This window comes from Paenibacillus sp. JCM 9796, assembly GCF_055379675.1.
Genome location: NZ_AP043723.1, coordinates 1,589,542 through 1,613,359, shown reverse-complemented (window position 1 = coordinate 1,613,359; position 23,818 = coordinate 1,589,542). Strand labels below are relative to the sequence as shown.

24 protein-coding genes are annotated in these 23,818 nt (G+C 49.3%); 20 read left to right on the top strand and 4 right to left on the bottom strand.

All coding sequences use genetic code 11. From position 1 onward, the window contains the following. Positions 1-100 precede the first annotated feature (100 nt). Positions 101-1,012, bottom strand: coding sequence for a LysR family transcriptional regulator (locus tag ACZ439_RS07875; protein ID WP_127608418.1), 912 nt, complete (start codon positions 1,010-1,012; stop codon positions 101-103). A 247-nt stretch (positions 1,013-1,259) separates the two neighbouring features. Here ACZ439_RS07875 and ACZ439_RS07870 point away from each other — a divergent pair, with 247 nt between their 5' ends. From ACZ439_RS07870 to ACZ439_RS07805, 14 genes are all read left to right on the top strand, one after another. After that, the gene (locus ACZ439_RS07870; RefSeq protein WP_201319252.1) at positions 1,260-2,267 is read left to right on the top strand and encodes a dihydroxyacetone kinase subunit DhaK; all 1,008 of its coding nucleotides are present in this window, start codon (positions 1,260-1,262) and stop codon (positions 2,265-2,267) included. Next, positions 2,264-2,926 (top strand): dihydroxyacetone kinase subunit DhaL, encoded by a 663-nt coding sequence (dhaL, locus tag ACZ439_RS07865; protein WP_164751858.1) that lies wholly within the window; start codon positions 2,264-2,266, stop codon positions 2,924-2,926. The genes ACZ439_RS07870 and dhaL overlap by 4 nt, the downstream gene beginning before the upstream one ends. 20 nt (positions 2,927-2,946) lie before the next feature. Beyond that, positions 2,947-4,035, top strand: a complete 1,089-nt coding sequence (locus ACZ439_RS07860) for an amidohydrolase family protein (RefSeq protein ID WP_230876055.1) — start codon at positions 2,947-2,949, stop codon at positions 4,033-4,035. 12 nt (positions 4,036-4,047) lie between these two features. Further along, entirely contained in the window at positions 4,048-4,401 is a 354-nt protein-coding gene (locus tag ACZ439_RS07855) for a Rieske (2Fe-2S) protein (protein WP_127608419.1), read from the top strand. Between the two features lie 58 nt (positions 4,402-4,459). After that, positions 4,460-5,224, top strand: coding sequence for an ABC transporter ATP-binding protein (locus tag ACZ439_RS07850; RefSeq protein WP_054797715.1), 765 nt, complete (start codon positions 4,460-4,462; stop codon positions 5,222-5,224). Beyond that, positions 5,211-5,915, top strand: coding sequence for an ABC transporter ATP-binding protein (locus ACZ439_RS07845; RefSeq protein ID WP_054797716.1), 705 nt, complete (start codon positions 5,211-5,213; stop codon positions 5,913-5,915). The genes ACZ439_RS07850 and ACZ439_RS07845 overlap by 14 nt, the downstream gene beginning before the upstream one ends. 31 nt (positions 5,916-5,946) lie before the next feature. Then, positions 5,947-7,197: an ABC transporter substrate-binding protein gene (locus tag ACZ439_RS07840; RefSeq protein WP_155614557.1), complete on the top strand. Its 1,251-nt coding sequence runs from the start codon at positions 5,947-5,949 to the stop codon at positions 7,195-7,197. Between the two features lie 83 nt (positions 7,198-7,280). Then, entirely contained in the window at positions 7,281-8,147 is an 867-nt protein-coding gene (locus ACZ439_RS07835) for a branched-chain amino acid ABC transporter permease (protein ID WP_054799388.1), read from the top strand. After that, positions 8,144-9,124 (top strand): branched-chain amino acid ABC transporter permease, encoded by a 981-nt coding sequence (locus ACZ439_RS07830; protein WP_054799387.1) that lies wholly within the window; start codon positions 8,144-8,146, stop codon positions 9,122-9,124. The genes ACZ439_RS07835 and ACZ439_RS07830 overlap by 4 nt, the downstream gene beginning before the upstream one ends. Positions 9,125-9,447: 323 nt before the next feature. Beyond that, complete coding sequence (locus tag ACZ439_RS07825; RefSeq protein WP_236596004.1) at positions 9,448-10,326, top strand: AraC family transcriptional regulator; 879 nt, start codon at positions 9,448-9,450, stop codon at positions 10,324-10,326. 31 nt (positions 10,327-10,357) lie between these two features. Beyond that, a complete protein-coding gene (locus ACZ439_RS07820; RefSeq protein WP_127608424.1) occupies positions 10,358-11,662 on the top strand; it encodes an ABC transporter substrate-binding protein in 1,305 nt (434 codons plus the stop codon). Positions 11,663-11,725: 63 nt separating this feature from the next. Beyond that, complete coding sequence (locus tag ACZ439_RS07815; protein ID WP_127608425.1) at positions 11,726-12,631, top strand: carbohydrate ABC transporter permease; 906 nt, start codon at positions 11,726-11,728, stop codon at positions 12,629-12,631. Between the two features lies 1 nt (position 12,632). Beyond that, complete coding sequence (locus tag ACZ439_RS07810; protein WP_054797722.1) at positions 12,633-13,454, top strand: carbohydrate ABC transporter permease; 822 nt, start codon at positions 12,633-12,635, stop codon at positions 13,452-13,454. 291 nt (positions 13,455-13,745) lie between these two features. Next, on the top strand, positions 13,746-16,232 hold the full coding sequence (locus ACZ439_RS07805; RefSeq protein ID WP_464620847.1) for a glycoside hydrolase family 31 protein: 2,487 nt from the start codon (positions 13,746-13,748) through the stop codon (positions 16,230-16,232). 130 nt (positions 16,233-16,362) lie between these two features. Here ACZ439_RS07805 and ACZ439_RS07800 read toward each other — a convergent pair whose 3' ends face one another. The 3 genes from ACZ439_RS07800 to ACZ439_RS07790 all read right to left on the bottom strand — a co-directional run bounded on the left by ACZ439_RS07800 (position 16,363) and on the right by ACZ439_RS07790 (position 17,592). Further along, positions 16,363-16,512 carry a hypothetical protein gene (locus ACZ439_RS07800; protein WP_164751859.1) on the bottom strand — a complete coding sequence of 50 codons (150 nt, stop codon included), beginning with the start codon at positions 16,510-16,512 and terminating at the stop codon, positions 16,363-16,365. A gap of 69 nt (positions 16,513-16,581) precedes the next feature. Next, positions 16,582-16,953, bottom strand: a complete 372-nt coding sequence (locus ACZ439_RS07795; protein WP_054799386.1) for a hypothetical protein — start codon at positions 16,951-16,953, stop codon at positions 16,582-16,584. A 156-nt stretch (positions 16,954-17,109) separates the two neighbouring features. Then, positions 17,110-17,592 carry a hypothetical protein gene (locus ACZ439_RS07790; RefSeq protein WP_464620846.1) on the bottom strand — a complete coding sequence of 161 codons (483 nt, stop codon included), beginning with the start codon at positions 17,590-17,592 and terminating at the stop codon, positions 17,110-17,112. 266 nt (positions 17,593-17,858) lie between these two features. Here ACZ439_RS07790 and ACZ439_RS07785 point away from each other — a divergent pair, with 266 nt between their 5' ends. The 6 genes from ACZ439_RS07785 (at position 17,859) to ACZ439_RS07760 (ending at position 23,810) form a co-directional block, all read left to right on the top strand. After that, positions 17,859-18,857, top strand: a complete 999-nt coding sequence (locus ACZ439_RS07785; protein WP_155614551.1) for a LacI family DNA-binding transcriptional regulator — start codon at positions 17,859-17,861, stop codon at positions 18,855-18,857. Between the two features lie 286 nt (positions 18,858-19,143). After that, on the top strand, positions 19,144-20,418 hold the full coding sequence (locus tag ACZ439_RS07780) for an ABC transporter substrate-binding protein (RefSeq protein ID WP_127608431.1): 1,275 nt from the start codon (positions 19,144-19,146) through the stop codon (positions 20,416-20,418). Positions 20,419-20,486: 68 nt separating this feature from the next. After that, complete coding sequence (locus ACZ439_RS07775) at positions 20,487-21,362, top strand: branched-chain amino acid ABC transporter permease (protein WP_127608432.1); 876 nt, start codon at positions 20,487-20,489, stop codon at positions 21,360-21,362. Positions 21,363-21,375: 13 nt separating this feature from the next. Further along, entirely contained in the window at positions 21,376-22,404 is a 1,029-nt protein-coding gene (locus ACZ439_RS07770; protein WP_164751860.1) for a branched-chain amino acid ABC transporter permease, read from the top strand. Next, complete coding sequence (locus ACZ439_RS07765) at positions 22,391-23,113, top strand: ABC transporter ATP-binding protein (protein WP_464620845.1); 723 nt, start codon at positions 22,391-22,393, stop codon at positions 23,111-23,113. Before ACZ439_RS07770 ends, ACZ439_RS07765 begins: the two co-directional genes overlap by 14 nt. After that, positions 23,106-23,810, top strand: coding sequence for an ABC transporter ATP-binding protein (locus ACZ439_RS07760; protein ID WP_127608435.1), 705 nt, complete (start codon positions 23,106-23,108; stop codon positions 23,808-23,810). The genes ACZ439_RS07765 and ACZ439_RS07760 overlap by 8 nt, the downstream gene beginning before the upstream one ends. Positions 23,811-23,818: the final 8 nt, after the last annotated feature.

Below are 23,818 nucleotides of genomic sequence, written 5' to 3'. Positions count from 1 at the left end.
ACCTGTTTATTAACGCCGTAGACCCTATTCCAGTGCAGCTGGAAGAGGGTCTATTCATCTGTGGACGAATGACTGTTCAGTCCGGCAACGAAGAACCCGTTCAACCGTTCCCCTTCTGGATCTCCAGCTTCAGCAGATTGAGGAATTTCTTGGCCGCGGGAGACAGCGGTTTATCCTTGGACCGGATCCAGCCGAAATACGTTCTGTGCTTTTGCTCGAAATCCGCGATGTCGACGGTAATGATATCCCCGTTGATGATGTAGGGATCGTAATGCACGATATTGCTGGTCCCGATGCCGATGCCCAGGCCTTCAATGGTCGCCCTTTTGATCACATCATTGCTGTCCGTTGTGAACAGGATCTTAAACGGCCCGTATTTGTCGGATAATTCCTTGACGAACTGTTTCACATTCTCACTCTTGTACAGGACCAGCGGATATTTCGCCAATTCCTCCGTAGTGATCGTACCGTTGAAGGCCAGAGGCGTATTTTTCCCTACATACACCTTCATCTTCGCTTCCAGAAGCTTCTCGAAATAAAAACTTTCATACGTTTTCAGCAGATCCTCAGGAATGGTGATCAGGCCAATCTCGGCGTGCTGCAGCCTTAAATCCTCGAGAATATCGCTTGTTCCTTTTTCGTTGATTTCGATATGGATATCGGGGTGATCGCTTCTAAAGGCTAACAGGGTGTTGAACAGCAGCATCATCATGTTGGGAATGACCGAAATTTTCAATTCGCCGGTTATCAGGCTTTTATGCATGTGTGCTTCCTGCCTCAGCTCCCGCAGATTGCTTAAAATTTCATAGGCTTTCTTAATGATCACTTTGCCTTCATCGGTTGGGTAGGTTCCCATTCGTGACCGGTTGAAAATTTTAATGCCCAGCTCCTCTTCGAGACTGGTAATCGACTGGCTGATTCCGGATTGCGAAATATGCAGTTTTTCCGCCGCGATCGATATTGAACTCGTTTTGGCCACTTCAACGATATATTCCAATTGTTCAATATTCATCGTCTTACTCCCCGTATGAGTTAATAGTGCAGTATGCCTTCATCATACCATATTTCATGACATGGATTGCCGTCATGCAAGCTGCCCGGCCTGATCCATAACTTCTGCTTAACTAAAGATCACTATTATTAATTTTACATTAATTGCATTAATGCTATAAGATAAATCCATCCTTATGTAAGGGCTTTCAGTTTACGATATCGACTTAAGTGTAAGGGCTTGGAAAATGATCAGAGGAGCGATGGCCGTGAAAAAATTGATAAACAACCCGGAGCGGGTTGTAGATGAAATGATAGAAGGCTTCATCCATGCATTTGGAAACGATTATACCAAAGTGGACGGCATAAACGGAATTGTCCTTAAACACAAAAAAGACAAAGTCGGCCTTGTCATCGGGGGCGGCAGCGGTCATGAACCCCTGTTTCTCGGTTATGTGGGTGAGGGTTTGGCGGACGGGGCGGCGATCGGCCATGTGTTCGCTGCGCCGACTCCGAGCACCATACAAGGCGTAGCCAAAGCGGTCGATTCGGGCAGGGGTGTCCTGTTTCTGATCGTGAACTATGCCGGGGATGTGCTGAATTTCGAAATGGCGGCGGAGATGCTGGACATGGAGGGGCTGACAACCGCAACCGTACCTGTATATGACGATGTGGCCTCCGCGCCGCCGGAAAGAATCCATGACCGGAGAGGCGTTGCCGGATTCCTGTTTGTCCTCAAAGTCGCAGGAGCCGCAGCCGACCAGGGACACAGCCTGGATGAAGTCGTGCGGATCGCCCGGAAAGCAAGCGAGGCCACCCGCTCCGTATCCGTTGCGCTGTCACCGGGTACCATACCCGGCTCGGTTAAACCGTCGTTTACGCTCGCGGACGACGAAATCGAATTCGGCATGGGCATCCACGGCGAGCCTGGCATCAAACGAACAAAGCTGATGCAGGCGGACGAACTGACGGACAACATGCTGGATTACATGCTGGATGATCTTCCCTTCGCCAGCGGCGATGAAGTCTGCGTGCTGGTCAACGGTCTCGGCTCAACGACGCTTATCGAACTTATGATCGTCAATCGCAGAGTGTCCCGGGTTTTGGCCGGGCGCGGCATTGCCATCCATGACACTGTAATCGGAAATTATTGTACAACGATGGAAATGGGAGGCGTTTCGATCTCGCTGATCCGATTGGACGACGAGCTGAAACGGTATTACAACCATCCCGCACAATCCTCTTTTTATCATAACATGCACAGACAGGAGCGATGATCGTGGAGAACACGTTAAACGTACAGATGACCTGTGATTTGTTCCGGTTTGTCGGCGAGAGGATCATCGAAAGCAAACCGATCCTTACGGAGGTTGACGGTGCCATCGGCGACGGCGATCATGGCATCGGCATGTCTATCGGTTTTACGGCGGCCATCCAGAAATTGAACGAAACCGAGATGACGAGCATCAACGATATTTTCAGAACGATCGGCATGTCCATGATCAACTCCATGGGCGGCGCGTCGGGCATCATCTTTGGCACCATGTTTACAGGCGGCGTGAAAAACATGCCGGTCATGGACCGGATCGATTTGGAAACGCTGTCAACCATCATGGAAAATGCGTTGAAAGCGGTCAAGGAACGCGGAAAGGCCGATCTCGGGGATAAGACGATGATTGATGCTCTGCAGCCGGCCGTTGCCACGCTGCGGAAATATGCGGATAAATCCGCCAGTTTGCTAGACGCGCTGAAGGCAGCGGAAGAAAGCGCGCGAGTCGGCGTGGAGAATACCAAGCAGTATGTATCCAGGTTTGGCCGGGCGAAAGCGCTGGGAGAGCGGGCGATCGGACACCAGGATGCCGGAGCCACCTCCGTCTGGATCATTTTCCGCGCGATGGCCGCCTGGATCGAAAATAGGAAAGCTGTCAGCAGCTAATGGACAAGGAGATGTCAAGTATGAGCATAGCCCCTAAGTTAATCGATACGGACGTACACAATTCGATGGCCGACAGGAAGGACCTGCTTCCGTATTTGCCCAAAGCGTGGCATCAGCAATGGATGGAGTACGGTTACGGCATGGAAGGCTCCAAAACCTGGTCTCCTGTAGGCGTGCTGCGCAAAGACGCCGTTCCTGACAACGGCGGTACAGTGGCAAGCGATCCTTACTTCGTATTGAAGGACCATATATACAAATACGGCATCGATTACGCGATCTTAACCGGCACCCCGTACATGAATGCGATTTCGCTCTGCTACGATCCGGACTATGGCAATGTGCTCGCGTCGGCGCTGAACGACTGGACTGTGGAAACGTGGTTGAAGGCGAGCCCTCATTATAAAGGCTCCATTCATGTGAACCATTCAGATCCGGCTGCGGCCGTCAAGGAAATCGAACGGATGGCCGGCCATAAAGATATGGTCCAAATTATTATGTGCAGCGCTGCAAGAGTGCCGTACGGTCAGCGGTTCTACCATCCGATCTATGAAGCTGCCGAACGGCACGGACTGCCGGTTGCCGTTCATCCCGGCTTGGAAGGCTTGGGCCCGACCTATCCTCCTACCCCATCCGGCTATCCGACGCGGTTTATGGAATGGGAAAACGTGCTTCCCCTCAACTTTATGACGCACGTGAACAGCCTGGTCTGCGAAGGGGTATTCGAGAAATTCCCGGCATTCAAATTTGTCGCCATTGAAGGCGGCGTATCCTGGCTTCCGCATCTGATGTGGAGGATGGACAAAAACTACAAGGCGCTCCGGGATACGGTTCCCTGGCTGAAGAGACTGCCGTCCGAATATATCAAGGAGCATATCCGGCTGACTACGCAGCCGATCGAGGAGCCGGTCAGCCCGGAACATCTGGTGCAAATCTACAAAATGAGCGGTGCGGAGGATGTCGTCATGTATTCTTCGGATTACGCGCATTGGGATTATGATCCCCCTAAGGTAGCGCTTGCCCCCTTCCCCAGGGAGATGAGGGAGAAAATAGGTGCCGGAAACGCGATGGAGCTGTACGGATTGAAGGAAGCGGTTTCAACAACCGTGTAGAGGAGGACGTAGATGAACAAGTACGCAGCTGCCAAGGTCGCCGAGTTGGCGGAGCGCGGCCGGAAGGTCGTTACAGTGAATGGAATCGAAATCGGGATTTTTCTTGTAAACGGGCAATACTTCGCTTGGCGCAACATGTGCCCGCATGCCTACGCGCCGGTATGTGTCGGGATGGTGTGCGGTACCCACCTTCCGTCAGATGTGTATGAATATGAATTCGGACGCGAACAGGAAATATTGCGCTGTCCCTGGCACGGATGGGAATTCGACCTCCGTACAGGGGAGCATCTGGTGAATAGCGGAACGAAGCTCAGGGGATATCCCGTGGAGCAGGACGGCGAGGACTTATATTTGGTATTCAAATAACGACAAAACGCATAATCGCCTGCAAGAACTGCATCGGTGATTACCTGGAGGTGCCTGCATGCTGGAGTTAACGGATGTGAGCAAGCACTACGGCGGCATTAAAGCCGTCGATAAGGTGAGCTTCAAAGTTTATCCGAACGAAGTCGTAGGTCTGATCGGGCCCAACGGATCAGGAAAGACGACCATGATGGACCTGATTTCGGGGCATACCCCTCTGACAAGCGGCCACATCGTATTCAACGGCCAAGATATTACGCGTCACAACGCGACGAAGATAGCCCGTGCCGGTATTCGGAGAACGTTTCAGACAACAAGCCTTTTTAAGGACTGTACGGTATTGGAGAACTTGTCCATAGCCTCCCATCTCGAGGACAAGCGATCATTGTTTCATGTGACGACACGCAAACAAAGCCAGCTCAACATCGAGCATAAATCGCTTGAGCTGCTGGAGTTCGTCGGGATCGACAGCGCCTATGCGGACCGGTCCGTATCGGAGCTTAGCACGGCGGATCAGCGGCGGCTTATGGTCGCGATGGCGATGGTCGGCGATCCGGCCTTCATTCTGCTCGATGAACCGTCGGCAGGGATGATTGTCGGGGAGCGCGACGATTTTCAACATCTCCTTCTGAAAATTAAAAACCGGGGCATCTCCATCCTGATTGTTGAGCATCATATGCGCTTGTTGTCCAAAATTTGCGACAGGATGGTTGTGCTGAACTTTGGAAAAGTGATAGCCGACGACAAACCGGAGATCGTCCAGCGGGACCCGGTCGTCGTTGAAGCCTATCTGGGAAGGGGAAGTGCAGCTCATGCTTACGGTTGAAAATTTGCATGTTTCCTGGGGAAGCCTCGAGGTGCTGCATGGGATCAGCTTCACGGCGAAGGAAGGCCAGACAACGGTTGTGCTGGGCCCGAACGGAGCGGGAAAAACATCGACGATGAAGGCGGTACTGGGACTGGCCCGAATCACCCGGGGGTCCATTACATTCAACGGCGTGGACATTACCCGCATGTCTCCGCGGGAACGCATTCTGCAGGGGATTGCGCTCTGTCCGGAAGGAAGGCAGGTGTTCCCCACGCTTACGGTTAAAGAGAACCTGGAGCTGGGCGGGTATCTCCGGTCGGACGCATCGGCCATCCGGAGCGATGTGGAAAGGCTTGTCGAATGGTTCCCGATTCTGAAGGATCGCTGGACGCAGCCGGCCGCTAACTTGAGCGGCGGGGAGCAGCAGATGCTTGCCGTGGCGAGAATGCTCATGTCGCGGCCCCGGATGGCGCTGCTGGATGAGCCGTCTCTGGGGCTGGCCCCTATGATGGTCGAGAAAATCGGAGAGATCGTGAACAAGATCCGCGATGAAGGTACGTCCGTTCTGCTGGTGGAACAGAATGCCAATATGGCTTTATCGGTTTCCGATTACGCTTATGTCCTGGATGCCGGTTCCATCGTGAAGGGAGGGTCGACCGAAGAGGTGAAGACGGATTCGATCGTACAAAGCGTTTATCTGGGTGTCTAGCCTTACAAATCCATTAAAGGGGAACAAACATATGAAAAAAACAAGGCTGGTTATGATTGTAGCATTGTTGGTTTCTGTATTTGCAGCGGGGTGCGGGAACTCGTCGTCGTCTTCTTCCGAACCGACGATCGTCATCGGGGAGACCGAGCCGCTTTCCGGACCGCTTGCCGTTTATGGCGTGCCGCAAAATAACAGCATCAAGCTCGCCGTCAAACATATCAATGAGCGGGGCGGAATCGACGTCGGGGGGAAGAAACATAGGATTGAGCTGGTTTCGCTCGACGATCAATTCAACCCGACAACCGCACTTAGCAATATCAAGAAAATGGTGGAGCACGAGAAGATCCAGTTTCTCGTCGGTTTCATGAGCGGCTCCTCGGTAATGCCCGCCTTTCCTTACATTAAAGAAAATAAGCTTCCGACCCTTGTCGGCGTAGCTCCCGACAAAGCGATCACGGCAACGAACAACCCCTACGTCTTCCACGTCCGCCCGCCGAGTGACTTCACGGGCCTGACGAGCGGAAGGTTTATCGGCGAAGAGCTGAACGTAAAAACGATGGCTGTGGTCGGTACGACCGCCCAAGGGTTCTTCAAGGACCTGATCGAGGGTGTACAGCAGGGGCTTCAATCCACCGGCGGCAGCATCACAACGGTACAGGGCTTCAAAGTCGGAGATCAGGATATTACGGCACAGCTGACAGCGGCAATCGCGACGAAACCGGATGCCATTTACGTCGGGGCCGACGTAGAATCAGCGGCGTTCGTCTATAAACAAGCCAAAGAATTGGGATATAAGGGCCGACTGCTCGGTTTCAACGGAGGCTCGAAGGCACAGTTTGAGAAAATTGTTTCCGCCGATGTGCTCGAAGGCATCTACGACATGATTCCGGCAGAAATCAATCCGTCCGATCATTCGATCAACGGTCCGTACGCGCAGACCTTCCTGGATAAATATAAAGCGGAATATAACGTGGAAGCGCCGCCAAGCACCGGCTACGGTTACGATCTGATGAACATTCTGGCCGCGGCGATCGAGCAGGCTGGAACGACGGACGCGGATGCGGTCGTGAAAGCGCTGAACGAGATGCCGGTTCCGAAAGAGCATATGACGATGAAATGGATCCCGGTGGAAGGCAAGATGTTTGACAAGAACAATCAGGCCTATGTGCCGAATGCAAGCTTCGTATGGACGGGCGGAGATAAGAAGGTGCATAAAGAAATGAACAGCCCTGTCCAAGAATACTCGGAAGGATTGGCCAAAATCAGAAACGCGTCCAAGTAAACAAAAGCGAAGATGGCCGGGCCGCCGATACGCTTCGGACGGGTCCGGCCAAACGAACATAGGCTTCGAACGGAGGGACTATATTGAATGAGCTTTTGCAGCAGTTGGCGAACGGGTTGGTCATGTCCAGCCTGTACCTGCTCCTTGCGTTAGGTTTGTCTTTGGTATTCGGGGTTCTGCATATTCCTCATTTTGCATTCGGGTCGGTCGCGGTGCTCGGCGGATATTTCGGCTTGGTGTTTATCAATCGGATGGGCTTTCCCATCTGGATATCCATCCTGCTGGCGATCGCGATTTCAACGGCAGCGGGCATTCTGCTGGAGCGGCTCCCGTACAAGAACGCGAATGAGCTGCCTCCCCTCAATATATTTATTATTTCACTGGGACTGATGACGTTCCTGAATAATACGATGCAGCTGATCTTCGGGCCGGACCAGTTCCAGGTCAAATTGGACGCGGGCGGCATGATCAAGCTTGGTCCCGTTATGCTTACCGAACTGCGCTTGATTCTGATCCTGACCGCAATCAGCATTACGGTGGCGACAGCCGTTATTTTGAAGAAGAGCAAGCTGGGCACAGCGATTCGTGCCGTCGCCGAGAACCGTGAAGCAGCCCTGCTGATGGGCATCAGCATCAAAGGCATATCGGCATTTGTATTTGGCTTTGCCTCCGCTGTAGGCGCCCTCGTCGGCATCTTGTATGGAGGATTGTATTCCCTGGTCCCGACCCGGGGCAACGATCTGATCTTTTTCGGTTTTGCGGCGCTCGTATTGGCCGGAATGGGCAACCTCATGGGAACGATCATATCCTGTTTGATCATCGGCATCTTCCAATCTCTGACCATCGGATACATTTCGAGCCATTATTCAACCGTAGCGGTTTTCGTGATGATCATTCTGGTTCTTGTGTTTAAGCCGATGGGGTTGTTTGCCAAGGAGGTCAGGCGATGAAAACGATCCTGAACCGCGGCTCCCTGCTGTCGATCGCCCTCGTCCTTCTGGCCGCCTTGATCCCTCTGTTCACCACGTCTTCTTATTACCAGGGCCTTTTCATATTAACGTTCATATGGATCGTGGTGAATCAGGGCTTAAACATTATTCTTGGATTTACAGGCTATACGTCGCTGGTGCAGGGCGGACTGTTCGGCGTCGGAGCCTATATAACGGCTATTTGCGCGACTACGTTCGGCATGAACGTTTGGTCCGCGGCACTGATCGCCATCGCGGGCAATGGTCTGATCGCTTTGACGCTTGCCTTAATTGTGTTTCGGACCAGCGGTCATTTCTTTGCGATTCTGACATTGTCGATGTCCCTTATTCTGGATGAGCTTTTTCATAATCTGGCCATTACCGGCGGGAATCTCGGAATCTCCGGAGTACCCGGCTTGTTCCCGAGCTCATGGCCGAGAGAGACCTACTATTATTTCGTGCTGGCGGTCATGCTGCTCGCAATCGCATTCGTAGCCTGGCTGCGCAAGTCGCGACTCGGTTACGGACTGCGCGGCATCGGCTCGAATGACAGGCTGGCGGCCAGCGTAGGCGTTCCGCTGTATGTGTACAAGACGGCCTCATTTGTATTGTCGGCTTTGTTTGCCGGCGTGGGCGGGGTTTTGTACGTCTATTTTACCGGGTTTGTCAGCCCGGCGCCCTTCAACGTCGCGGCATCGATGGCGTGTCTGCTTGCCGTTGTCATCGGCGGTTCGGGAACGCTGCTCGGCCCGGTATTGGGATCGATCCTGCTCGTGTTTTTACCGGCCTGGCTGCAAAACTTCCAGGATTACCAGTTGACCATCTACGGCCTGGCCGTCATCTTAATCATCCGGTTTATGCCGAAAGGGCTGGTTGGGCTAGGGCGTTATTTCAAGCGGAATAAAGCGGTGCCGAAACCGGCAAAAACAGGCGGCGAGGAAATATCTCTGCAACGATAAGATACTGTTCGAACAGCAAAAAAACTTATGATCATGAGGTCATAAGTTTTTTTTATTTCTAAATCTTGAAATTGTAGTAGAAAGTTGAAAGCGCCCAGCCGGCCATATGGATGATTAAAAGCATGGCTAATACGGCTTCAATAGCGTTCCCTTTCAACTGGATTTGGATTGCGCGCAACGTTTAATAAATCTCACCTTTTTTCAGCAATTCTGATTAAATTAACAGCAATATCCGTTATTTCAATGGCTGACATGTGTGGTATTATTGATCACGTAGCAGTCGTTTTATGTCGAATCAAATATACAAATAGTACTATTGAGGGGTGGTACTGATTTCTTTAATAATTCACACTCCGACGAATCTTGCTCTCCGAAGAAATGGAATTTATGTTCGAGCGGATCAAAGCGAATGGCAGTATAATTGGCCGGTTCATACGCATGAAGGCTTTGAAATTTATTATTTCATTCGCGGGAGCGCCAATTACATTATCGGTGAGGATATTTATGATTTGTCGCCAGGTGACATGCTGCTATTTCGCGGCAGCACGATTCATAGAGTGAATCCTGCGAAAGACGTTCCCTATGTCCGGAGTTATGTTAACTTTACGGAATTGTTTCTCAAGGAGCAATTACCGCCCGAGATGTATCAGAAATTGTTATCGTTGTTTGACGCCCCCGGCGGCTTGCTGATTCGCTGGGCACTCGACGAGCAAGGTGAAATTGAGAGCGGTTTCCGACTTTTGCAGCAAGAAATTGAACGCGAAGCGTTCGGATACGAAGTGATTCTGAAGACGTATCTTGCGCAATTGTTAATTAAGATTTACAGGAAGTCCAAGCATCTGGTCGAATTTTCGCCTACTGAACAGCCGTCCCATAGTCAGGCGAATGTAAGGCGAATTTTGCAGTACATTAACCAGCATTTCACAGAAAACATCACGCTGGCCGATCTTTCGAAAGCGCTCCATTTGAACAAATATTACATTTGTCATTCTTTTAAGGAAGTCACGGGATACACGGTTAACAATTATTTGATGAGCAAGCGGATTGAAGAGGCCAAGAAGCTGTTGCTGACGACGAATGAACCGGTTAGTGCTATCGCAGAAAAAATCGGCTTCAACACTTCGGTGCATTTCAGCCGTTCGTTTAAGCAGTATGCCGGAGTGTCGCCGCAAATTTTTCGAAAAGTAAGCGTTAGCAAATGACCATGTTGATTATAAGAGGGAGTTGATTGCAATGAGAAAAAGCTTCAAATTTGTATCGGTTACTCTGGTTTTGGTTATGTTAGCCTTGATGTCTCTTGCTTGCGGCAAGAAAGACGACGATCCTGCAGCTTCGGACGGCAAGAAAAATGCGACGCTTGATTTCGTATGGTTCTCGGATGGTGTCGAAGGCGGAGTCATGAAGGACATTATTAAAGATTACGAAGGAAAAAATCCCAACATTAAAATCAATTTAATTGAAATTGCTTACAAGGATTTATCGACCAAAATGAAGACGATGGTCGCCGGAGGAAAGCCGCCGGCACTTGCGCGGATCAGCACAACTGAGATCGGGGCGTTCTCCAATCAGGCGTTGGATCTCGCAACTTATGTCGGAGGCGTCGATAAATTTACAGAGCAATTTATCGATTCCATTAAACCTTATTACGTGGTCGACAATAAAGTTATTGCCGCTCCGATGGATGTGACGGCAAACGGATTGATTTATAACAAGACGCTTTTTGACAAAGCCGGAGTGAAGGTGCCTACTTCTCCCGATGCTGTATGGACTTGGGACGAATTCAGTGCAGCTTTGAAGCAGGTTATGGAAAAGGGCGGAGCCAAATACGGGATGGTATGGGACTTCACGCCACATCGCTGGTCCACGCTGCTGTACCAGTTCGGCGGCAGCATGATCAGTCAAGACGGCACGAAAGCAACGATTAACAATGAAGCGGGCGTTCAAGCGGCCGAATATTTCAAAAAGCTGCATAAGGATGGCGTCATGCCGATTTCCGTTTGGCTCGGCGGCGAAAACCCGAACAACCTATTCCGTTCCGGTACGGTAGCCGCACATTTGGCCGGAAACTGGATGGTCAGCAACTACAAAGACATTACCAACTTCGAGTGGGGCGTAACGTATATGCCGAAGGCGAAGCAGCGCTCCTCCGTTCCTGGCGGTAAATTCGTGATGGCCTTCAAAAACTCCGGTGTAGAGAAAGAAGCGGCGAGCTTCATCGAATACTTGTCCAGCAAGGAAGTGAACTCGAAATTTAATAAAGAATCTTTGTTCATGAGTCCGCGCAAAGACAGCAGCAAGCTGGATTATGCATTCGGCAAAGAGATGTTCGAAGTATTCGCTAACGAGTTGAATAACACGGCTCCAGCCGCAGCTGAAGATTGGTCCAAGCAAGGCATCGTTCCGAAATTCAGCAACGATTTGAAAAATAATTTGGTCGAGGTCATCACCGACAAATCAACGGCCAAAGAAGCTATGGATAAAACAGCTAAAGCGATCGACAAAGCCATTAGCGACGATAAGAAAGACGATAAAAAATAATAGGTTGAAGGCTGCTGCGATAGGCGGCAGCCTTTGATTTTTATTAGGAAAGGGGAAGCAATAATGTCAGCGCATGCTATGGATACCGGGATGAAGAAAAAGTCGCGGCCGAAAAAAAAGCTACAACTAGCTCCGTATTTATTTGTCTTGCCTAACTTTTTGATTTTTTCCGTGTTTATTGTGATCCCGACGCTTATCGGTTTTGTATATTCCTTTCACGAGTACGACGGGTTAAATCCGATGAGCTTTGTAGGTATCGATAACTACAAAGAAGTATTCGCCAATGAGGAGTTCTGGACGGCCCTGAGCAAGACCGCTTTGTATGCGGCCACTGTGGTGCCCGGTATTTATTGCTTATCATTGGCCGTAGCGATACTGCTTATTCAGCAAATTAAGCTTAGGGGTTTGTTCAGAGCCATTTTTTATTGGCCGACTATGATTTCATTCATCATTGTCGGTTTGACCTGGAAATGGATTTTTGGAGATTTCGGTATTTTAAATTATGTGTTAACCCTTGTCGGAGCGGAGCCGGTTCACTTTCTATCTGATCCGACTTATGCCAATCTGTCGGTTATTGTAGCGACCCTGTGGTCGCGGGTCGGGTTTTTCATGGTCATCTTCATGGCCGGTCTGCAGGTCATCCCGAACGATTATTACGAAGCGGCGCATCTCGACGGCGCATCCAAGCTGCGTTCCTTCTGGAGCATCACGCTGCCTCTTCTGAAGCCAACGAGCCTGCTGGTCATCATGATTTCGTTAATCGACGCGTTTAAGGCGTATCCGCTGATGTTCGCTCTTACGGGCGGCGGTCCGGGAAGAGAGACGACATTTATCGTTCAATATATTTATGAGATCGGCTTCGCCAAGCAAGAGCTCGGTATGGCAAGCTCCATGTCGGTCGTATTGTTCGCGCTCATTGCCGTTTTTACCGTCGTGCAATTCAAGCTCTCCAAAGGAGGCGCAAACTAATATGGAAATGAAACCGCTGGTTAGAATATCGGTGTATACGCTGTTAATTGTTTTTGGATTGTTTTGGTTGTTTCCGGTACTTTGGGTCGTACTCTCGGCTTTCAAGACGAACACGGATCTGTATAGTTTTCCTCCGAGCCTTTTTCCGAAGACCGTGACGTTTGAGCATTTCATCGCTGCCTTTGATAAAGGGAACTTTGGGGCTTATTTCATCAACAGCACCATCGTCACCGTTTCTTCGACGCTGCTGCTGCTGCTTATCAATTCTATGGCTGGATTCGCCTTGGCCAAGTACCGATTTAAAGGCGATACGTTCCTCTTGGTCGGATTTATTTCCACCTTGATGATTCCTCTGGAAGTCATCATGATTCCGATTTTTAAGGTGATCAGTTTTCTCGGGCTGTACAACAATTTGCTCAGCATCATTATTCCTCCAGCGGCAACGCCAACAGGTGTGTTCCTGCTGAGACAATATTTGCTTTCCGTTCCGGATGAACTGCTGGAAGCGGCGCGGATAGACGGCGCATCCGAGTGGAGGATCTACTCGCGAATTATTTTGCCGGTCTGCAAGCCAATCCTGGCGGTACTGGCGATCTTCTCCTTCATGTGGCGTTGGGATGATTTCTTGTGGCCGCTGATCGGGATCAGTGATCCTTCCTTGTACACGATTCAACTCGCGCTTTCCAATTTCATCGGGGAGTTCAATGTGGATTGGGGCAGTTTGCTTGCGATGTCCGTAATTACGATGATACCGGTTCTTGTCGTGTTCCTGATGTTCCAGCGCTATTTTGTCAGCGGCATGGTAACTTCGGGGATGAAATAAAGGATCATGAATCATAACAACTTGACCGCCGCAGCTATGGAGGCTGTGGCTATTTTTTCTCGATAGCAAGGTGTATGGAACAAATAAGGGGAAGCGGCAATTAGGGGACAATATCGGTTAAATATATAGCAACAATTGCAAAGTAAAAAAACGAGGAAATGCTATGATGAATATAAGATCCCGGTTAATTCCGTTGGGACGAACTTGGTTGATCGTATAACAGAATGATTAACATGTATCGGATATTGTGGTGGATATCAAAATGGTTTGGTAGGGAAGGGGTAAGGAATTATGCTGGTAAGCAACACATTACTGCAGGTCATCGAAGGGCATAATTATTTGGATCTCATTACAAATGCAGCCAGATACCGAATTATTTTGATGAAAGACGAGGTGATTCGAATCCGGTGCTCCTTCGACGAACAATTCGTTGAAGAGGCTTCCTACGTTCTCGCGATGACGGCTTGGGAAGATAAATTGGACTCCATCGTCGACGGCCGGAAAAAAATAGAGGCGCTTCCCGTTAACTATCAAGATTCGGACACGCAATTCGTGCTATCAACGCAAAAGTTGAACGTCATTATCCATAAACAGCCTTTTGCTATCGAAATTCAAGATAAACAGGGTACGGTGCTTCATGCGGATTTGAAGGAAAGATCCTATGTCAAAGACAAGCAAGGCCGGTTGTATCACTATTCGTGTATGAACGATGAGGACTATTTCTACGGCTTCGGCGAGAAGGCCGGCGCTTTGAACAAGAAAAAAAGAAGAATGCGTATGCACAATGTGGACACGCTCGGTTACGACTCCGAACATACGGACCCGTTGTACAAGCATATTCCCTTTTATATAAAGCTCAACGGCAAAACTCAGCAGGCGACCGGGCTATTCTACCACAATTCCTACGATTCGGTCTTCGATATGGGCTGTGAGCGGAGCGGCTATTGGAACCCTTATTCGTATTTTTGTGCGGACGGCGGGGAACTGGACATCTTCTTTATGTACGGACCGGAAATAAAAGACGTCGTACGTCATTACACTGATTTAACCGGTAAAACGATTCTGCCTGCCAAGTATTCCCTCGGGTATATGGGTTCCACCATGTACTATACCGAGCTGGAGAAAGATTCCGACAAAGCGATTTTGAGCTTCCTGGACAAATGTAAGGAAGAAGGCATTCCGTGCGACGGGTTCTTCATGTCGTCCGGCTATACGACGGGTCAAGACGGAAAGCGCTATGTTTTCAATTGGAACAACGACAGGTTCCCGGATCCTAAGGCGTTTATCGGGGAGCTCATGCAGAAAGGCGCAGCGCTCGTGCCGAACATTAAGCCGGGTATGCTGACTACGCATCCGTTGTACAAGGAATTTGACGAAGCGGGAGCTTACGTAAAGGACCAGAACGGGGAAGGCCCGCAAACAGACCGCTATTGGGGCGGCCTGGCATCGTTCGTGGATTTTACGAATCCCGAAGGCAGAGCGCTGTGGAAGAAGCACCTGAAGGAATCCTTCATCTCACTCGGCGTCACTTCCATTTGGAATGATAACAACGAATATGAAATTAACAATGAGGACGCGTTATGCGATTTTGAAGGCGAAGGTAAACCGATCAGCGAGCTGCGTCCGATCATGCCGAACCTGATGGCCCAGATGGCCAAGGAGGCGATTGCCGAGGTCGAACCGAACATCAGGCCGTACATTGTGAACCGGGCGGGCTTCGCGGGCATCCAGCGGTTTGCCCAGACGTGGGCCGGAGACAACAGCACAAGCTGGAAGAGCCTGAAATTCAATATACCCGTTATTTTGGGCATGGGACTTTCGGGCGTGGCTAATCAAGGCTGCGATATCGGGGGGTTCTTCGGTCCGGCGCCGGAACCGGAGCTGTTCGTGCGCTGGGTGCAGAACGGTATTTTTCAGCCCAGGTTCTCCATTCATTCCTGCAATACCGACAATACCGTGACCGAGCCTTGGATGTACCCTTCTTATACGAAGTATATCCGTGAAGCCATCCAGCTTCGCTACAAGCTGGCGCCTTATTTCTACTCCCTGCTGTTCGAAGCTTCCACAGAAGGTTCGCCGGTTATGCGCCCGCTGGTTTATGAGTTCCAGCAGGATGCCCGGGTATGGGAAGAGAGCTTTGACTTCATGCTCGGACGCTCCATCCTGGTTGCGAACGTGCTGGAGGAACAGGCCAAGACGAGAAAAGTATACTTGCCGAAAGGCTGCGATTGGATCGAGTGGAACAGCAAAAAACGGTATGCGGGGGGACAAACGATTGAGTTTGACGTTACCCTGGCCTCCATTCCGATGTTCCTCCGGACCGGTGCGATTGTGCCGATGGCTGTCGGTCTGAATAACCTCCATCAAGACGTGATGGAAGAGCTGCGGCTGATCATTGAACCGTCGGAAGATGCGAGCTTCGTGCTGTATGAGGATGACGGGCTGACCAACGATTATCAGCGTGGAGCTTATCTGCAGACGACGATCCGCGTGAAAGCCGGCCAAGAAACCGTCATTTCGTTCTCAAACGAAGGTGAATATGACAGTACGCTGAAAACGTTGGTGATCGACTTGATTTGCAAAGAGATCGCTCCGGTTCAAGTGAAGCTGCAGGGCAGGAAGCTTGCCATGTTCCTGGATCCCAAGGAATGGAATGACCAAGCGGAAGGCTGGTACTACGATACGGAACAAAAAACGGCTAAAATTAAATATCCTCAGCTACAAACAGATTACGAGGTAAGCGTTCATTTTGACGTGAAGGATCTGATTTCCATTTAGCAGGATATGCCCTGATTCATAAGGGAAATAGGTGTTGAATCATGAAGAAACCGTTCTGTACAGAACGGTTTCTTCGCGATATCCCCAGGGCCGTAACCTGCCCAGGTATCGTTCTCAGCAGCTTTGGAGACTACTCGTCAGCCGCTTCTCCGGCCAGTTTATCGATGATTTGCTCAACGGCTTCACTTAGGAGATCCGTAGGCGTGATGTCTTCCTGGTCAGCGGGTGTAGGAATACTGTTATTCGTGAAGTGTTCGAAGTAATCTTCTTTATTTTCCATGGATGAGCCTCCGGACTGCAGGATTACAAGTATGATTTGTTTACGGAGACCATCATATGCATAGAATTCCTATAAAAACTTGTTTTCGGTTTCTTTTCGTTTATCGAGACTTAATTTGATGAACAGCTGGGTCAATTCATTGGTGGGGTTGTCCAAGATAACATTTTGATTGTTCATATGAATGTGCTCTATAGACCAACTATGGAACAGAAGCTTTCCTTCCGTTTCAAGTCCCTCAAACGCAAAATCTCCTGCGTATTGATAAACACCTTGCTTATCTTTGAGAAGTATATCAAGACGTTTGGAGCTTATATGGATGCTCAGCAAAATATTATCGCCCATCTCGACAAGCATGGTGCCTCCGCGAACGCCCAAGCCAAGCTTGTACCAACGTCCGGATAACGACTCTGCAAGCGTAAAATCATCAGGGAATTCACTCATAAGATCACCTTTTTGCATTTTTATTTAGAATACCACGAATTGAAAAAAGATATAAACAGGCAAGGGAATCTGAGTATGGATTTACATGCGGCATGCAGACAAGCCGCCTCCAACTTCCGGAAGCGGCTGCTATGAGTAATGGGGGATATATAGAATTTATTGCAGCTGGCTTTGACTGCTTTGTTGGGCTATAAGGTCTCTGGTCCAATCGATCATGCCATTCATCATATTCAAGATGAGGCTGATTACATCTTCATTGGTTAACGCCGATTTTTTTTGGTTGGTTGCGATATATTCTTGCATTTTCATTTCCAAAGCATCCGTTAAATCTTTGAGTTTTAAAAAATCGACTGCGATATCATTAATTTGCTGTCCGCTATTCGTGGCTGCGTCTTGATTACCGTTGCCGCTGCTTTGTTGGTTACCGCTGCTTTGTTTATCGCTTTGGCTGCTGCTGCTGCTTTGATGATTCCCATTATTTTCGTTACTGCTTTGATTCGTGCCGTTGTTTTGATTATTTTTATTATTATTGGATTGATTTCGGATTAAATCTTTAATTTGTTGCAATTCCTGGGTTAATAATTGGTTTTGTTCGGTTAAGCCATCGATCTGTTCCTTGATTTCACGGTTGCTTATCATAAAAATCTCCTTGACCAAAGATTAATTTTAGTTGTATTGTAACCAACAAAATACGCATTATCCAAACCGGATCCGGTTCCAATGCGTTGAATGGGGTTCTTAAAAATATTTTATAAAATGAGAGTAGACAAGAAACTAAATTTCGAATATACTCAACTTAAATGAATGCGCATTCATGGCATACATTGGAGAAGTAGATGGTTCTTCTTGTAAGGAAAGAGTAGATTTGGTTTCATTTTTGAATACGTATTCTTGGAGAAAAACTTATGGCGTCTTCTAACGATGTGGCTAAAAGGGCCGGAGTATCACAATCCACCGTTTCTCGTGTACTAAATGGCGCGGAAAGTGTAAATCCCAAGACGCGGCAGAAAGTTCTTCAAGCTATTGAAGAATTGCGATACCGTCCCAATTTGATTGCAAGAAGTCTAGTCACGAAAAGTACGAAGACCATTGCAATGGTGTCTGGTTCGATTTTGAATCCTTTTTTTGCAGAGACGACAGATTCGATTGTTCAGTATGCGAGCCAAAAAGGATACAACGTCACGGTTAGCTTTGATGAGGAACTGACCTCGAACTGGCTTGAAACCGCTATCGGAAATTCGGTTGACGGCATTCTGTTGTCCTCGCTAAAACTGGATGACCCTGTCTTTGAAGATTTACAGCGTTCCGGCGTACCTTACATGCTCTACAACCGCAAGCCGCAAATCGGCGGAAACTATGTGGTGCTGGACAACGCCCTCGCTGGCGAGCTGGTCGCCAAGCATTTATTAGATCTGGGGCATTCGCGCATTGCGTATATTTCGAAGAGCGGCAATATTTCAACGTTTAAAGAACGATTCACCGGGTTTATTCAAGCCGTTAATAGCGAAGCGTTGACGGTCGATTCCGATCTTGTTTATTTTTTGGATTTTCCCGAAGTGGAAGTTGAGAAGGTCGTATGGAAGTTAATGAACGGGCCCAAGCCTCCGACCGCAATCCTGTGCGCGAACGATGCCATTGCGCTGCAGTGCATGGATGCGCTGCTGTCAATAGGGCTTAACATTCCCGAGGATGTAAGCTTAGCGGGGATTGACAATATTAAAATTGCATCTCATCGCGCGATAAGATTGACAAGCGTCGGTCACGAGAAGTATCAAATGGGCGAGATTGCCGTGGAAAGTCTGATCAATATGATAGAGGGAATTGAAGACACGTCCACGCCCAAACAAATTGTGCTGAAGCCTGAACTGGTGGTGCGGAACACCACGTGTAAAGCTCGTTGTTGAACGGGAGTTTCTTTACAGGGATTCCCCTTCGCAAGTCTTTATGAATACGTATTCTATAAAGCGTTTACAACTGGCTGATGAATACGTATTTTTTTAACCGGTTACAATATTCAACCTTAAACCGTCACTATTTAACGAATGGTTCATGGTAAAATAGTCTACTATTTTTGCTCGGCAAGCCATGTCCCTATTCAAACCGATTTGAATACGCATTCATTGAAGCGGTTTCAAACGCCGTAAAGGCGAGAAACATATAATCTTTTACTTTATTAAAGGGGGTTTTTGTATGAAGAAATTTTCTTTAATTACGATGAGCGCCATACTTGCCTTTGGTTTGACTGCTTGTGGAGGCGGGACCAAAGAAGCAGCCGGTGGCAGCGGTGGCTCAGGCGGTTCAAGCAGTGCCGGTGGAGCCGTTAAAATCGGCGTCATCCTTCCGCTTACCGGAGATGCAGCGCCATTAGGGGATCAAAGTAAAAAAGCCATAGAAGTAGCCGTTGAAGAAATTAACGCAAAAGGCGGGATCAAGTCCCTGAACGGCGCGAAATTAGAGCTTGTTTTTGGCGATAGCCAAGGCAATCAGCAAGCGGCGGTTTCCGAGACGGTTCGTTTGATCGATAAGGAAAAGGTTGCTCTCATCACAGGAGCTTACCAATCCGGGATGACCTTGCCTGCTTCCCAGGAAGCGGAGAAGAAGAACAAGATTTGGTTCGCTTCGGTTCCATCGGACGATTCCATTACAACACGCGGCTTTAAGAATGTATTCCGGATCGCCGATACTTCCAAAATGCGCGTTACTACACAAATCAACTTCATGAACGACCTGAAAGCGAAAGGCACGGAAATCAAGACAGTCGCGCTCGTGTATGAGAACAGCTCCTGGGGACAAGGCGTAGCGAAGTACTGGAAAGAGGATTTGCCGAAGGCGGGCTATCAAGTCGTCCTCGACGAGCCGTACGACCGGAAAGCGACCGATTTAACGCCGGTAGCCAATAAGGTAAAAGGGGCAAACCCCGACGCTATTCTGATGGTTTCCTATGTACAAGATGCGACCCTGCTGGCCAAAGCGTTCAAGCAGCAAAAGGTAACGCCAAAAGCCTTTATTTCCACGGCGGGCGGAACAGCGGATATGCAGTTCGTGAAAAATGCCGGCGAGGATGCGCTCAACTGGTTTGATATTTCCGCCTGGGAGCCGGATGTGAACCGTCCTGGATCCAAAGAGCTGGACAAACTGTTTGTGGATAAATTCGGAGGACATCCGAGCGGCGAGCAAATTAAAGAATACGCAGGCATCTACACGATTGCTGATGCGCTGGAGCGTGCGAAATCGACGGATACGGAAGCGCTTCGCAAGGCGTTGAAAGAAACGAATCTGACAAGCGGTCCGACTCAAATTTACACGAAAACGATTCACTTTAATGAACAAAATACGCTGCCGGATCCAAGCTTAGTTATGGCTCAATTCCAGAAAGTAAACGGCAAGGTTGAACGTGTTACGGTTTATCCGCAAGCCGATGCCCGTCAAGGTTCCCAAATCATATATCCGTATAAAGCGGAGTAAGCAAGTAGAGAGGGGTGGGGTTCTGTTCCCCACTCTTCTCTTACCCAAGCGGTAAAGGAGGAGTATTCGTGAGTCAAGCGCTGGTTCATGGGATTTTAATGGGTTCGGTTTATGGGCTCATTGCACTAGGTTTAACCCTGATTTTCGGCATTATGAAGGTAATTAACTTCGGTCACGGTTCGTTTTTGATGATTGCTATGTTCCTGTCTTATTTCGGGATTACTTCTCTTGGGCTGCATCCCTATGTATCCCTCCTGATTGTGGTTCCCGCTATGTTTCTCATCGGCTACGGGGTTAACAAGTTTTTGGTTCAACCCGTGCTGAATAAAGAAGCGGATGTGCGCGAGCCGGTTGGCGCCCTGCTGTTAACGGCTTCCGTTTCGATCGTATTGGATAATGGAATTCTTGCTACCTTCGGCGGCGATTATCGGACGATCAAAACCTCTTTTTCAGACGCCACCGTTACGTTCTTAGGGGTTACGAATGGTCTTTCCCGCGTCTATGCTTTTGTTCTTTGTATTATTGTGACGGCTATTTTCTATTGGATCATGAATAAAACGGAAATTGGCCGTCAGATTCGTGCAGTAGGACAAGACAGGAACGCAGCCAAATTAATGGGAATTAACATCGGAAAAACGTTCAATATTGCATTCGGTATGGGCATGGCGCTGCTTGGGACGGCTGGCGTAGCGTTGCTGCCGTTCAACCAGTTATATCCGACTATCGGCGGCTTGTTTGGCACAACGGCTTTCGTCACCGTCGTATTAGGGGGCCTGGGCAGCATTCCGGGAGCGATCATCGGCGGCTTGCTTATAGGCATCGTAGAATCCGTTGCCACCTTATATGTTGCTCAAACATTAGCGCCGGCATTCGTCCTGTTTGGGTTCTTGTTATTCTTAACGATTCGTCCGTCGGGGCTATTCGGCTCTCCACATGATTGGTAATAGGAGTGATATGATGAAGAAGTTTCTACCTATCATTATCGTCGGGCTCATCTTTGCAGCCGTGCCCCCGTTGTTAGGAAATGACGAATATTTATTGAAAAGCTGTGTCTTTATTCTTCTGAATGCGTATCTGGCTACCAGCTGGAACATTGTCGGCGGGTACGCGGGGCAATTGTCCTTCGGTCATGCGGCTTTCATGGCAATCGGCGGATACGTTTCCACGCTGTTGTTTATGAATACCGGCTTGAGTCCCTGGATCGGGATGCTGATCGGCGGTATCGTGGTTGCCATCATATCGGTATTAATCGGGATTCCGACATTTCGCTTCAAAGGCGCTTATTTCGCTATCGCGACGGTTGCCTTTTCCGGCGGCTTGCTCACGATTCTGAAATCGGTGCCCAAGATTGGTCCGATTGAGCTGGGCTCCTCCGAAGGATTGATCATTCCGCTCGTAACCGACGGCGGTATTGCAAGCTTTCAGTTTCTCTCCAGTGTGCCGTACTACTATATCATTCTCGCTTTTACCGCGATTGTTCTTTTCGTATCCTGGTATATTGAGCGGTCGAAGCTCGGATTTTACTTGACGGCCATCCGTGAGGATGAAGAAGCGGCCAAAGCACTGGGCATTAATACGGCAAGAGTAAAGCTGTACGCCGCAGCGATCAGCGGATTTTTCACCGCTATCGGAGGTACGTTCTTCGGTCAGCTGATGGGGATCTTGCAGCCGGATACGGTTGCAGGTGCGGAAATGTCCGCTCATATGGTGTTCAACGCCATCGTAGGCGGAATCGGAACGGTGTTCGGACCGTTCATTGGTGCGATATTGCTTGGGACCGTGGGCGAAGTGTCGCGCGTGTACCTTGGAGATGGAATTCCAGGGCTTCATCTGGTCATCTACGGCATTATCGTCACGATCGTTATTGTATTCTGGCCTAAAGGAATCGTGGAGCCGCTGCAAAACTTCCTTTCCAAAAAACTGTCATTCAAAAAGAAAGTGGCGATGGGCGTAAAAGAGGGGAGGAACCAGGATGGCCGTGCTTGAGATCCAAAATTTAAATAAAAGCTTTGGCGGATTAACGGTAACCAAAAATTTATCGATCCGTGTGCAGGAAGGTCAAATTTTCGGGGTTATCGGGCCCAATGGCGCCGGTAAATCGACTCTCTTCAATCAAATCTCCGGATATATCCGTCCGGATTCCGGAAGCATTGTGTTTAATGACAAAAATATTGTGGGAAAACCCCCGTACGAGCTGTGCCGCGAAGGGATCGGAAGAACGTTCCAGATCGTGAAGCCGTTCGGTTCGAAGACGGTGCTATATAATGTGGCCGTAGGCGCGTTTGCAAGAACGAACAGCAGGAGCGAAGCGCTGCAAAAGGCGGAAGAAGTCGTCAAGCTGGTCGGCTTGGAGAGCCGGAAAGACTTATTGGCCAAAAACTTGACGATTGTCGACCGCAAACGCTTGGAAGTCGCAAAAGCGCTTGCGACCCAGCCTAAGTTGATACTGCTGGATGAGGTGCTGGCAGGACTGACGCCAAGCGAAGTAGATGAAGCGGTGGAATTAATTAGACGCATTCAACAATCAGGGGTCACGGTTCTCATGATCGAGCATGTCATGAGAGCGGTCATGGCCTTGTGCGAGCGTGTGCTTGTCATCAGCTACGGCGAACCGATCGCCGAAGGAACGCCGCAAGAGGTTACGCAAAATCCACAGGTTATTTCAGCGTATCTGGGGGATGATCATCATGCTTAAAGTGAAAAATCTGAGTGTACATTACGGCGGCATGCAGGCTCTGGCGAACGTCAATATCCAGGTTAACGAAGGGGAAATCGTCAGCATCGTCGGCTCCAATGGCGCCGGTAAATCCACCACCATTAATGCAATATCCGGACTTCGCAAATTAACGAGCGGAACCATCGAGTTTATGGGTAAAGACGCAACGGCGGTAGAGGCCCATGATCGGGTGCCGATGGGCATCGTTCAAGTGCCGGAAGGCCGAAAGCTGTTTCCGATCATGACCGTGGAAGAAAATCTGCTGCTCGGCTCCTCCCATCCGGAAGCACGAAAAGTTAGAAATGAAACCTTGAAGGAAGTATACAAGCTGCTTCCGCGCCTGGAGGAAAGAAAGAAGCAAATTTCCAAAACCCTCTCGGGCGGGGAGCAGCAAATGGTAGCCATCGGCAGAGCCTTGATGAGCAGACCGAAGCTGCTTATGTTCGATGAGCCTTCGCTGGGCCTGTCTCCTCTGCTGGTTCAAAATCTGTTCAGTCTCATTAGACAGATCAGCAGTCAAGGCATTACGATTATGCTGGTTGAACAGAACGTGAAGCAAACCTTGCAAATTGTAGACCGCTGTTATGTGCTGGAGAATGGATCCATAAGCTTGGAAGGAACCGGACAAGAGCTGCTGCACAACGATCACGTGAAGAAAGCATTCCTGGGTATGTAGGAGGAGGA